The organism is Streptomyces sp. NPDC003327 (assembly GCF_053589515.1).
This window is the reverse complement of sequence record NZ_JBSFSA010000082.1, coordinates 1-11,315: the sequence shown is the minus strand read 5'-3', so window position 1 is coordinate 11,315 and position 11,315 is coordinate 1. Positions and strand designations below refer to the sequence as shown.

Below are 11,315 nucleotides of genomic sequence, written 5' to 3'. Positions count from 1 at the left end.
ATAGCCCGGGAGGTCTACCACGCTCTCAACCAGCCCCGCGCTCGCCACGCCATCTCAACTACTTGACGTCTATAGGAGCATCAAGGCGTATCAAGGCGCCGGCGGACCCGTCCGGGTCCCGTTTCGGGGCCGATGCCTCAAGCGGTGGAAGCGCCGCCACAACACCACCCACGCCAAGATACGCTGCCTCGGCGAGCAGGCCATGGCCACCCTCAAAGGCTGGCGCCTCCTGCGAAAGCTCCGCTGCAGCACCACCCGCATCACCGACGTGGTGAAGGCCGTCCTCGTCCTTCGCCACGCATCAGCGTGAGGTTGGAAAACGCTCACTCCTCTGCCCAGGCAGAACAAGACCAGGCTCGATCACCTGGCATGCGCTGTCATGATCTTGCAGCCCTCGTAATGCGTGGGTCCGCGATTGGGTCGCCGCTGAGGTTGCGGTGCTGGTGGAACTGATCGGACCTTGCTCGGGCCTCATGACGTGCGAGCCGGGCATCTCTCTACACCCGAATTCCGGCTACGCCAACCGGCGAGGGCATCTGATCCTTGGAGCCTCTGAATATCGTGCTGCCGGAGGAAGACCATGGCTCCCTACCCGTACTACAGCCCCAGTCGGGGTCAGAAGCTGGACGACGCTGGGGCGGATCGGCCACGCGTATCCCCGGCGGATCCCGTGGGCCGATTCCATGTGGCGCGACAGCGAGGCGGAACGCCCATTGCGGTGTCGGCGTGGCGCGTTACGACGGAGGACCATGCCGTTGCTGACGCTGTGGGTGGGCTCTATGGAGGTGTGCCGCAGCTGTTGGACACCGGCGATGAGCATGTCCTTGAGGTCCTGACTCGCCGTGATCACATCCGTGTCTTGCTGAGTGGCCGCGCGGCCGTCTCGCTTCGCATGGTGATGCGCGGAGGTGGTGAGACCTTCCATGTCTGCGATGGAACTTGGTTCCTGGAGCCAGCGGGCGCACGGGGATCGCTGTGTGGTTGTCCGGCGAGCCTGTCTGACCGGAAGGCGGCAGCCCAGGCAGGGCGCGGGCCGACGCCGGAGGTCCGGATCGGCTTCCGGCTGGCGGACCTTCCCGAGCTGGGTGTGTTCTCCCTCGTATCGACTTCATGGGAGCTCGCTGCCGAGCTGCCCGCGTTGGCTGCCGCACTGGACGCGGCTGCTGATCCGGTCGGGGGCGTACTGCGGTACGAACTGGTGGAATTCACCACACGCTCCGGGATCGCCGTGAGCTACAGGCGGCCGATCGTTGAGGTCGGCAGGCCCCAGGTCCTCGCCCAGGACGCTGTACGACTCGCGGCGTGACGCCGGTCGGCTGGTTGCCGGCGTTGCGCAGGGGAGGCCCCGAATTTAATCGGTGGTGTCGCGTCCTGGGGTGGGGCTATGGTTCTGCTCGTTCCAGGGCGCGGCTGTGTCGCTGCCCAGGGCATGGTGTTGGTTCGTTGAGAAGACGCAGGAGGTGAGGACATTGATGACTGTCACGGTGACGGGCTCTGCCCGCATTCAGGAGTTCATCGTTCCCACCCCTGTGGTCTCCGGCTGACACCCACTTCACTTCCGCGCGCTCGGAGCGCGCCGCCGGGGCCACCCTTTGAAGGGTTCCCCTTGTTCAACGCTCCGCTCCACCCGTCTTCTCTTTCCGCTGTCCAGCACCCGCTCGCCGTCTAGGGCTGGGACGAGGGCTGGGAGGCCGAGTTCGCTCCGTACGCCGCTCAGGGCCTGGTGCCCGGGCGGGTTGTCCGGGTCGATCGCGGTCAGTGTGATGTGGCTACTCCCGATGGTGTCGTCCGTGCCGACACCGCGTTCGTCGTGCCCCGCGACCCGATGAAGGTCGTGTGCACGGGGGACTGGGTCGCCGTCGACCCCGCGGGCGGCGATCCCCGGTACGCGCGGACGATCCTGCCTCGGCGGACGGCCTTCGTGCGGTCGACGTCGTCCAAGCGGTCCGAGGGCCAGGTGCTGGCCACTAACATCGATCACATCGTCATCTGTGTGTCGCTCGCGGTCGAGCTCGACCTCGGGCGGATCGAACGGTTCCTCGCGCTCGCGATGTCCAGTTCGAGCGGTGAGGCACTGCTGCGTACGTCGGCGGACTCCTGGAAGAGGGTGAGCCCGCGGCCGTGGCGGCTGCCCGCGAATTCGCCGAGGAGACCGGCGCCGCCGTCGACCCGGCCGACGTCCGGTTCGTGCACCTGATGCACCACGTATCGACGCACGCTGGTGACCAGCGGATCGCGTTCTTCTTCGAGACAGACCGGTGGCACGGCGAGATCGGCAACCCCGAACCGGACAAGTGCGAGGACTGGAGCTGGCACAAGACAGCGGCCCTGCCTGAACCGATGGCGCCCTACCTCGCGGTCGCGCTGCGGCACATCGCCACCGGTCTCCCCTACAGCGAGTACGCGTGGCCCTTGGTGTAGAGGCAGGTAGGACGGCTGCAGGGACCCGCTCCCCATGGGGCGGCTCAGGCCGGTCCCGACTACATGGCGAGTAGGTCCCCGCGGTCGAGGGCCTGACACAGCACCGCAGCGACCTCCCCGGGCAGCAGGTTCAGGTCGGCGATGGCCATGGAGGGGAGCGAGACTTCTTCGAGGATGTACGCGCCTCGGTCATTCCGGGCGAACTCCAGACCGGTCCGGTTCTCGAAGTCCCACGTGTCGACGTGGGCCAGGTAGAGGAACTCCTTCTCGCCCTTGGCGTCCTCCCAGGGATCAAGTCGTCCTGGAAGCAGGCGGGCAGAATCCGGACGCGCACTGCGTTGGTACTACTGCTGGTAGGTCCAGGCCCGGCCGGTCTGGCGGTACTCCTCGACAGGGATGGGAGCGACGCCCTCCCGCATCCGCGCGGTGTAGAGCAGGCCGTCCAGGTGATCGATCTCGTGGTGGATCAGTCGGGCGAGCCCGCGTTCGTAGGTGGTGGTCACCAGCTGGCCCTCCAGCGTGGTGGTCTCCACAGTGATCCGTAGTGGTCGGGGGACCAGGCCGCGGACGTCGAAGTACGAGAGGCAGCCCTCGTACTGCTCGTCCTCTTCGATGGACCTGTCGGTGATGCGGGGGTTCAGCAGGACGATCGGCGGAGCGGTGGGCTCGGGAGGCTGGACGACGGCGGCGGCCCGTCCGATCGCGATCTGAGGGGCCGCGAGTCCCATGCCCTTGGCGAACGGGTGTACCTGCCCGATCCGTTCCATGGCGGAGAACAACTGCTCGACGGTCTGCTCGGCTGGCTGGCGCTCGGCAGGCAGGTCGAAGAGATGGGCCGGCTCAGCGAGGACGGGGGCCCCACGCTGTACGACTCCGAGGTCGCGCATCTGCTCGCTGGGCCGCACCTGGGTCACCTGAACTCTCCTTGCTTCATCTCACGTTCGGGTCGGGCCCGGAATTTCCATTCGAGACGGTACCGGGCGTGGAGGGCGGGTGTGGAGGTGCTCCAGGAGAAGATCCGCTTCCCGTTCTCCTCGTGCTGGACAGGTGCCGTCCTGAGCGGGGCGGCTTCGGAGGTCATGGAGGTTTCGGTTCCCCAGACAGCGGGGTCGAGGGTGGCGGGGAAGGCGAGTTCGACGGCCAGGTGCTCGGTGGGAAGGCGGACGGCGCGCTGGAACCAGCGGCCCCACTGTTCCTCGCCCACCGAGTAGGTGTACTCGATCCAGACCGACTCGCCGGGGTAGAGGGGGAAGCGGCTTTCGCTGTTCTCGAAGCGCAGCCACACTTCCTTGAAGGCGTCGCGGTCGTGCTTGGCCTGCCATCGCATTTCTTCCCCGCGGCAGGTTGCAGTCAGTGCGAGTTTGTCCCAGGTCAAGGGGTTCTCGCGGTAATGGGCGTTGGACCGTTCGGGCTCGCCGGGGTAGCGGTCGACGCTGATGCGGATGAGGTAGCGGGTGATCGGCTCGGTGCCGGTGTTCCGCAGCAGCCGGCGCATTGTCAGCCGGTAGAGGCGGCCGTCGTAATCGAGGCGGGCGGCGTCGTGCTCCACAACGATCGCCGAGCCGGTCGCGTACGGCTGCTCCGGCCGGCGGGGAGCCGATACGGCTGCCGACGATGCCGTACGGGCTTTGGCCGCTTCGTATTCCTGCCAGCACTTCCAGATGGCCTTACCGGCGCCGAGTTTCTCCTCGGCTCGGCGGGCGAAGTCCTCGGTCGGCTTGTGCCGGCCCGACTCCATGTGGCTCACGTAGGACGGGGAGAAGCCCATCCGTCGGGCTAACTCCTTCTTCGGGAGGCCCCGCACCTCGCGCCAGTAGGCGACCTCCGCCGCGAACGCCTCGGCAGCCTGCTCGACCGTCAAGGCGTCGTCCCGCGCGTCCATCAAAGCCCCCGCCTGGATGCTGGATGAAATGAATGAACCGTGAGTGATCTCGATTCACCATTCTGTCATGGCTCCTGTCGCCAGTTTCCTTCCTCCACAGGCCCAGGTCGACCCCGGGCCCAAACGAGGAGGGTTCTCAGCGATGCGCCTGCTGTATCTGCTCAATGTCTCCAACGCGAGCCAGTTGGCTGCCGATTCGGGTTTCACCTTCGCCGACCTGCTCGCCCCGGCCCTGACGGACGCCGGGGTCGAGGTGACGGTGGCCTCGCCGGTCGCGGTCGGTGACGCCCGGGTCGCCTTCGAGCCCACCCTCTCGCCGTCCACGAAGTACCGGGCCCGCTTCGACCCCGGCATGGACGCCCTGGTCGCTCTGTTCCGCGAGCGGCGGCCCGAGGTGGTGGTGGCCAACCAGGTCGAGGCCGCCCCGGCGATCCGGGCCGCGCTCCTGGAGGCCGGGGTGGACGCGACGGTCGTCGGGTACTGCCATTACCTGCCGTTCTCCTTCACTGGCACCGGTGTTCTGGAGCTGGACCCGGCGATGGACGACCGGGGCCTGGGCCGCAGTGTGCTGCTGGCCTTTGCCGCCGGCCTCGCGGCCTGCGACCGCGTCCTGGTCCACTCCTCCACCGCCGCCTCCTGGACCACCGCTGCCGCCTCCCGTACCGGCGTCGACCTCGGCGACAGGCTGCACATCGTCCCTGCCCCCAGGGACGTACGGCTGGTGCGCGACCCGGCCGGCATCACCCCGCCCGACGGCCGGGCCACCGGCCTCTACAACCACCGCCTCTACGCCCACTACGGCACGGCCCGCTTCACCGAGCTGGCCCGCCGTCTCGTCGCCGGCGGCGCGGTGCGGCTGACGGTGATGGACCTGTTCGGCACCCGGAGCCCGGAGCGGATCCGTCTCGATCCCAGCCCCGAGCGGCACCTGGAGGAGCTGGCGACCACGGACGGCGTCACGATCGCCTCCGACCGCGGCGACCGGGTGCGCTACCGCAACCTGCTGGCCGGCGCCCACTTCGGCATCGCGCCCTTCCGCCCCGGCTGCCCCTGGTCGATGTCGGTGATCGACTGCCAGGCCATGGGCCTGCCCGTGATCGCCCCGCGCACCGGCTGGCTGGCCGAGCACATCGACGACGAGCTGCTGTTCGACACCGACGAGCAGGCCGCCCAGATCGCCACCCGTCTCGCCACGGACCCGGAGTTCTACCTGCTGCACGCCAAGCGCGCGTACGCCTCCACCGCAGACCTCACCCCGGCCGCGGTCGCTGCCCGCTACCTGGAGGCGATCCGATGACCGGCTTCGACGCGGTCCTGCTCTCCTACGACGAGCCCCAGGCCGACCTCCTGCACACCCGCCTCGCCCACGTCCTGGACTGTGCGGTCAAGCGCCTGCACGGCGTGCGCGGAATGCGGCGGGCCTACCGGCTCACCGCCGAGCTCGTCGACACCGAGCAGTTCTTCCTCGCCGACGGCGACTTCGCCATCGACGAAGACTTCTGCGCCGGCGAGGTGGAGCCGCTGGCCGACGGGGTGGCGATGAGGGTCTGGCAGGCCGCCAACCCGGTCAACGGCCTGGTCTACGGCTACGGCGGGCTCAAGCTGATCCGCCGGACGGCGCTGCGGGAGATGGGCCAGGCCGTCGACGTGCTGGCCGCCCTGCCCGGCCGGGTCGAGTTCTGCCGCCAGACCGCTGGGACCACGCAGTTCAACCAGTCGCCGTTCCACGCGTGGAAGGCGGGCTTCCGTGAGTGTGCGATGCTCGCCCGCGGCAGCGAGTACGGCATGACCGACGCCTCCGCCCAGGAACGAATCGACGCCTGGAAGGCCAGCAGCACCGGCGACTTCGCCGCCTACGCGGCGGCCGGCGCCCTCGACGGAATCGACTTCGCCCAGGCCGTCGGACGCGACCCCGAGCGCTTCGAGGCGATCAACGACCCGGCCTGGCTACTGCAGCACTTCGCCGTGCTACGCGACGAGCAGGCGGTCGCCGGATGAGCACCGCGCCGGAGCCGCTGGTGCTGATCGAGCCGTACGCCCACCGGGGCGGCGGGCACCACCAGCACACGCTGACCGCGCTCGCCACCACCGGGGCGAGTCTGGTCGTCGCCCCGACCGGCCTGAGCGAGGGCCTGGGGCCGCTGGCCCGCTCCGGCGCCCGGATTGCGGCCGGCCCGGACGGGGCAGCGGCGCGGTTCCTGCTGGCCGCCGCACGAGGAGCCGAGCGCGCCTCGACGGCCGGCCGGCGGGCGTTCACCTCCCGGCACTGGCCCCATCCGGTGCGCCGGCTCCCGCACCAGGTCACCCTCCTGGCCCGGTGCCTGACCGAGGCCGCCTGCCTGCGCACCGCGCGCCGCCTCGCCCCGCGGGCGTCGGCGGTGGTGATCCTCAGCGCGAGCGAGGCCCTGCACAGCCTGGCCGCCCTGCTCGGCGGGGCCCCGCACCTGCGGTTCGTCCACGAGCTGGTCACCACCGAGGACCGCCCCGCATGCTGGTTGGGGCGGCTTGCCCGCAGGGGCGAGAAGCGGGTGGTCGCGCTGTACCCAACCACGGCCGTCCGCGACCAGATCACCACCGCCTTCCCGACCCTTCCCGGCGAGGTGCGCGCGTTCGCGGTCGACGACGGGCGGCGGCTGACGCTGGCCGAGCGCGACGGCGGCCGGACCGCCTTCGCCATCCCCGACGACGCGACGGCGGTATGCCTGGTCGGCGGCTGGTGGCCGTACAAGGACATCGCCACCGTCGACGCCGCACTCGCCCGCCTCACCACCCCGCTGCACGTCCTGGTGTGCGGCACCCCGCTGGACGACGCCGTCCTCGCCCGCTGGCACCGGCTGCCCCACGTCCGCCTCCACACCGTGCCCGGCCCCGTCGCCGACGAGATCCTGCGGCTCGTCTACGGCGCCGCCGACGCAGCCCTCGTCGCCCGCCACCCGGGCGTGGGCAAGGAGTCCGGGCTCGTCATGGACGCCGCCCGCCTCGGCGTTCCGCTGATCGTCTCCGAACACGACCCCGGCCTGACCGCCCGGCTCGCCGGCCAGCCGTGGGCCCGCTCCTTCCCGGCCGGCGACGCCGGCGCGCTCGCCGAGGCGCTGGACAAGCTCTCGGCCGACACGCCCGCCCGGCCGGGAACCTCGGCACGAGCGGTGCTGGACCTGCATCCGGCGGCCGAGCAGGCCGCCTTCCTCACCACCACCTACACCCGCCTGGTCAAGGAGTGCCGCCGATGACGTTCGTCCCTCCCATCCTGGTCGCGGTCATCGGCGCCGTCGAGCCCGCGCTGCTGGCCGCCTGGACCGCCCACTACCGCCGGCTCGGCATCGAGCGGTTCCTCCTCGCCTTCCACTTCCCCGACCACGTCCCCGACGCCCAGCGCCACGAGCTCCTCGCCGCCACCCACGCTCTCGGTATCGTCCCCGCCCAGGTCAGCACCGGCCCGTGGCACGAGCACACCAACACCGAGCTGCGTGACGCCTTGCGTGAGAAGGCCGGGCGCGGCTGGCACCTGATCGCCGACGCCGACGAGTTCCAGACCTACCCCGCCCCGCTGGCCGACGTGATCGCCCGGGCCGTGGGCACCGCGAGGAGAGTGGTGGGCGGGCTGATGCTCGACCGCGTCGCGGCCGACGGCAGCCTCGCCCCCTGGCGCCCCGGCCCCGGACTGGAGCGGGCCTTCCCCCTCGGCGGACACCTCACCCACCGCCTCCTCCAGGGCGACCCCCGCAAGATCGCCCTCGCCCACTCCTCGGCCGACGTGGCCTCCGGCAACCACCGCGCCTCCGGCCACAAGCCCGACCCGGACGCCCTCGCGTGCGTGCACCACTTCAAGTGGCGCTCAGGCGTCCTGAACGACCTGCGCCGACGGGTCGAACGGTTCTCCTCCGGCGCGTGGGCCGAACACACCCCGGCCGTCCGTGACGAGGCGTCCCGCCTGCTGGAGCACATCGACCGGCACTCCGGCCGCATCGACGTCGCCGACCCCCGACTCGCCTTCCGCCACGTCACCCTCGACCGCCTCCCCGAGGGCTGGGCCTCCGAAGCGGCCACGATCACCACCACCTGGCGCCCACCGACCGCTCAGGGCCAGCTCGGCTTCACGATCTCCTCGCCCTCGCCCTGAGGCTCCTCGAACCGGGCGAAGAAGTCGTCCAGCGCCTCCGGCGTCACGACGAGCGCGTTCGCATCCGCCCGCTCGTTGCGCTCCGCCAGCCGGCGCAGCAGCTCGTCCCGCCCGACCGGGAAGTACAGCAGCCGCCACCGGCCTCCGGCGGCCTCCACCAGCGTCTTCATCGCCTCGCGGTCCTTACGCGGCCACAGCCCGTGGTCCCACACCACGTCCCGACCCTCCGCGACCAACTCGGCCAGCCGCTCGTGCAACTCGGCGACGACCGGAGCCTCCTTCTCAAAGTAGGTGGCCTCCGGGTAGTCGACGCCGTACCGGCCGTGCCGCTCGAAGACCACCTCGTCCACCGACAGCCGCACCGCCCCCCGAGGCTCCAACACCCGCTGGGCATAGGTCGTCTTCCCCGATCCGGTGAGCCCCACCAGCAGGAAGACCGTCGGAGCACCGCTCTCGACCACCATCAACTCCCCTCACCTCCGCCGTCGTTCCCGGCAGTCTGCCACCGCCGGCCGGACCGGACTCCCGGTCCCGGCCGCCACCACCCGAAGGAGCCGCCCGTGCCCGCCTCCGCCCTCGCCCGCACGCTGCGCGCCTACGTCCGCCACGCCCCCGGCACCCTCGGCAAGGCCCAACTCGTCGACCGCTTCCTCGACGACCACCTGCGCACCCACCCCGTCCACGCCGCCGTCCGGCTGCGGTCCGGCGATACGGTCCCCGTCACCACCAGCGACGTCATCCAGCGCTTCCAGTACCTGTTCGGCGAGTGGGAGCCGAACCTGTCGGCCTTCCTGCGCGACCGGCTCCGCCCCGGGGACACATTCATCGACGTCGGCGCCCACCGCGGCGCCTTCAGCCTCCTGGCCTCCCACGCCGTCGGACCCCACGGCCGCGTCGTCGCCATCGAACCCCACCCCCGCTTCCACGACGACCTGACCGCAGCCGCCACCGCCAACCGCCGCACCAACATCCGCGCCGTCCGCTCCGCCGCCTCCGACACCACCGGAACCCTGGTCCTGTACCTGGAGGACCCCTCCAACTTGGGCCACACCACGCCCGTCCGCCCCCACCATGTCCACGCGACCGTCGAGGTTCCCACCGCGCCCCTCGCCGACCTGATCAGCCGGGCCGACCTCGCCACCACCCGTGTCATCAAGATCGACGTCGAAGGCGCCGAAGCCGCCGCGATCCGCGGACTCCTGCCCGCGCTCCCGTACCTGCGCGACGACGCCGAGCTCGTCGTCGAGATCACCCCCCGGCTCCTGGCCAAACGGGGCGAGAGCGCCGACGCCGTCATCGCCACCCTGCGCGAGTACGGCTTCCACCCCTACACGCTCACCAACAGTTACGACCCGGCCACCTACCCCCAAACCATGCGCCGGCCCCAGCCGCCCACCCGGTGCGTCACGCCCCCGAAGGACATGACCGACCTGGTCTTCTCCCGCACCGACGCCGACCGCCTCAGGTTCGCGCGCTGAGTGTCCCTGGGGCCGCCTCGTCACCGTGGAGGCAGACGCGACGGTCCAGTCCATCGCGCGCTGGCACCTCGGCGGCGATCTCCGGATCGAGCTCGTCCACGCCGACGCGGATGTCTGGCTCAGCCAGGCGTCGGGCCTGTTTGATCTGGCCTACGTCGATTGCAGGCCCGGGAAGTACCTGCGATTGCCGGATCTGCTCGCGCTGCTCAAGCCCGGCGCCCTGTACGTCGTGGACGAAATGCTGCCCCAGGCCACGTGGCCGGAGGCCCACCAGCCCCGGGTGGACGGCTGCCTCGAACGGCTGCCCGACCTCCCCAACTGGCGTGCCACACCGATGCGGTGGGCCTCCAGTCCGGTGGTCGCCGCCCGTATCTGAGGGTCTATCGTGCCTTCATGCCCAATGACCTGATTCGCATCGTCTCGCGTGATTCGCCGATGGCCCTTGCCCAGGTGGAGCGTGTCCGCGCCGAACTGGCCATGCTCCACCCGGACGTGAAGACCACCGTCCTGCCGGTGAAGACCACGGGCGACAAGTGGATGGGCGACCTCTCCCAGGTCGAAGGGAAGGGCGCGTTCACGAAGGAGGTCGACGCCGCGCTCCTCGCCGGTGACGCGGACCTCGCAGTGCACTGCGTCAAGGACGTCCCTGCCGACCGACCGCTCCCGGCCGGGACGGTGTTCGCTGCCATTCTCAAGCGCGACGACATCCGGGACGCCCTGATCCACCCCGGCGGCCTCACCCTGGACCAGCTTCCTGCCGGCACTCGGATCGGCACCTCCTCCGTCCGCCGGATTGCCCAGCTCGCCGCCTCCCACCCGCACCTGGAGTGCGTTCCGATCCGCGGCAACGCCAACAAGCGGCTCGCGAAGCTGGAGGCCGGGGAAGCCGACGCGCTCCTCCTGGCCGTCGCCGGGCTGGAGCGCATCGGCCGGGCTGACGCCATCACCGAAGTGCTTTCGCCCGACGTGATGATGCCGCCGATCGGTGCCGGCGTCCTCGCGCTCCAGTGCCGGGAGGAGGACAGGGACCTCATCGACCTTGTCAGCGACCTCGGTGACCGCGACGCCTACCGGGAGACCCAGGCCGAACGGATGCTCCTCCACGTCCTCCAAGGGCACTGCAACAGCCCGATCGCCGGGTACGCCCGAGTCCAGGACAACGAGCTGTCGCTCCGGGCCACGGTCTTCTCGCCGGACGGAAAGGTCACGCTGAATGCGCACGAGTGGGCGGGCCGCCTCGACCCGGCCACGCTCGGCACTTCCGTGGCCGTCGCACTTCTACGGCAGGGCGCCCGGGACGTGATCGACGGTATCCCGCACTAGTACTACAACGGTGTTTGCCGTGACTGGTGGCCAGGTCGTTCGTTGGTGTGTTCATGGGTGGGGAACTTGCTGATGCCCGGTCGTGGGCGGG

At 70.4% G+C, this 11,315-nt stretch carries 12 protein-coding genes and 2 pseudogenes; 11 read left to right on the top strand and 3 right to left on the bottom strand.

All coding sequences use genetic code 11. The annotated features are described in order from the left end of the window. Positions 1–82: 82 nt before the first annotated feature. From ACWDVG_RS31210 to ACWDVG_RS31195, 4 genes and pseudogenes are all read left to right on the top strand, one after another. Positions 83–310 (top strand): annotated as a pseudogene (locus tag ACWDVG_RS31210) (transposase family protein); the annotation flags it as partial. Between the two features lie 270 nt (positions 311–580). Next, positions 581–1,306, top strand: a complete 726-nt coding sequence (locus ACWDVG_RS31205) for a recombination directionality factor (protein WP_451704254.1) — start codon at positions 581–583, stop codon at positions 1,304–1,306. A 300-nt stretch (positions 1,307–1,606) separates the two neighbouring features. After that, positions 1,607–2,080 (top strand): annotated as a pseudogene (gene rsgA, locus ACWDVG_RS31200) (GTPase RsgA); the annotation flags it as partial. 41 nt (positions 2,081–2,121) lie between these two features. Beyond that, positions 2,122–2,421 (top strand): NUDIX domain-containing protein, encoded by a 300-nt coding sequence (locus ACWDVG_RS31195; protein WP_451704252.1) that lies wholly within the window; start codon positions 2,122–2,124, stop codon positions 2,419–2,421. 344 nt (positions 2,422–2,765) lie between these two features. On the opposite strand, the gene ACWDVG_RS31190 is transcribed toward ACWDVG_RS31195, so the two are convergent. Together ACWDVG_RS31190 and ACWDVG_RS31185 are read right to left on the bottom strand one after the other, a co-directional pair. Beyond that, positions 2,766–3,335 carry a peptide deformylase gene (locus ACWDVG_RS31190; protein ID WP_451704250.1) on the bottom strand — a complete coding sequence of 190 codons (570 nt, stop codon included), beginning with the start codon at positions 3,333–3,335 and terminating at the stop codon, positions 2,766–2,768. After that, positions 3,332–4,303: a helix-turn-helix domain-containing protein gene (locus tag ACWDVG_RS31185; RefSeq protein WP_376425097.1), complete on the bottom strand. Its 972-nt coding sequence runs from the start codon at positions 4,301–4,303 to the stop codon at positions 3,332–3,334. Before ACWDVG_RS31185 ends, ACWDVG_RS31190 begins: the two co-directional genes overlap by 4 nt. A gap of 142 nt (positions 4,304–4,445) precedes the next feature. Between ACWDVG_RS31185 and ACWDVG_RS31180 the strand changes: the two genes are divergently transcribed. Genes ACWDVG_RS31180 through ACWDVG_RS31165 form a run of 4 tightly spaced genes read left to right on the top strand, consistent with a single transcriptional unit; the run spans position 4,446 to position 8,423 of the window. Further along, positions 4,446–5,600 (top strand): glycosyltransferase family 1 protein, encoded by a 1,155-nt coding sequence (locus ACWDVG_RS31180; protein WP_451704249.1) that lies wholly within the window; start codon positions 4,446–4,448, stop codon positions 5,598–5,600. Beyond that, positions 5,597–6,301: a hypothetical protein gene (locus ACWDVG_RS31175; RefSeq protein ID WP_451704247.1), complete on the top strand. Its 705-nt coding sequence runs from the start codon at positions 5,597–5,599 to the stop codon at positions 6,299–6,301. Before ACWDVG_RS31180 ends, ACWDVG_RS31175 begins: the two co-directional genes overlap by 4 nt. Beyond that, the gene (locus ACWDVG_RS31170; protein WP_451704245.1) at positions 6,298–7,533 is read left to right on the top strand and encodes a hypothetical protein; all 1,236 of its coding nucleotides are present in this window, start codon (positions 6,298–6,300) and stop codon (positions 7,531–7,533) included. The genes ACWDVG_RS31175 and ACWDVG_RS31170 overlap by 4 nt, the downstream gene beginning before the upstream one ends. Next, positions 7,530–8,423: a glycosyltransferase family 2 protein gene (locus tag ACWDVG_RS31165; protein ID WP_451704243.1), complete on the top strand. Its 894-nt coding sequence runs from the start codon at positions 7,530–7,532 to the stop codon at positions 8,421–8,423. The genes ACWDVG_RS31170 and ACWDVG_RS31165 overlap by 4 nt, the downstream gene beginning before the upstream one ends. On the opposite strand, the gene ACWDVG_RS31160 is transcribed toward ACWDVG_RS31165, so the two are convergent. Further along, positions 8,381–8,887 carry an AAA family ATPase gene (locus tag ACWDVG_RS31160; RefSeq protein ID WP_451704241.1) on the bottom strand — a complete coding sequence of 169 codons (507 nt, stop codon included), beginning with the start codon at positions 8,885–8,887 and terminating at the stop codon, positions 8,381–8,383. The two genes, ACWDVG_RS31165 and ACWDVG_RS31160, sit on opposite strands and share 43 nt — an antisense overlap. Positions 8,888–8,983: 96 nt before the next feature. Between ACWDVG_RS31160 and ACWDVG_RS31155 the strand changes: the two genes are divergently transcribed. From ACWDVG_RS31155 to hemC, 3 genes are read left to right on the top strand one after another with little or no spacing between them, the layout of a single operon-like run. Beyond that, the gene (locus tag ACWDVG_RS31155; protein ID WP_451704239.1) at positions 8,984–9,901 is read left to right on the top strand and encodes an FkbM family methyltransferase; all 918 of its coding nucleotides are present in this window, start codon (positions 8,984–8,986) and stop codon (positions 9,899–9,901) included. Positions 9,902–9,926: 25 nt separating this feature from the next. Further along, positions 9,927–10,277: a hypothetical protein gene (locus ACWDVG_RS31150; RefSeq protein WP_451704237.1), complete on the top strand. Its 351-nt coding sequence runs from the start codon at positions 9,927–9,929 to the stop codon at positions 10,275–10,277. Positions 10,278–10,294: 17 nt separating this feature from the next. Next, positions 10,295–11,224, top strand: a complete 930-nt coding sequence (gene hemC, locus ACWDVG_RS31145) for a hydroxymethylbilane synthase (protein WP_376425113.1) — start codon at positions 10,295–10,297, stop codon at positions 11,222–11,224. Positions 11,225–11,315 lie beyond the last annotated feature (91 nt).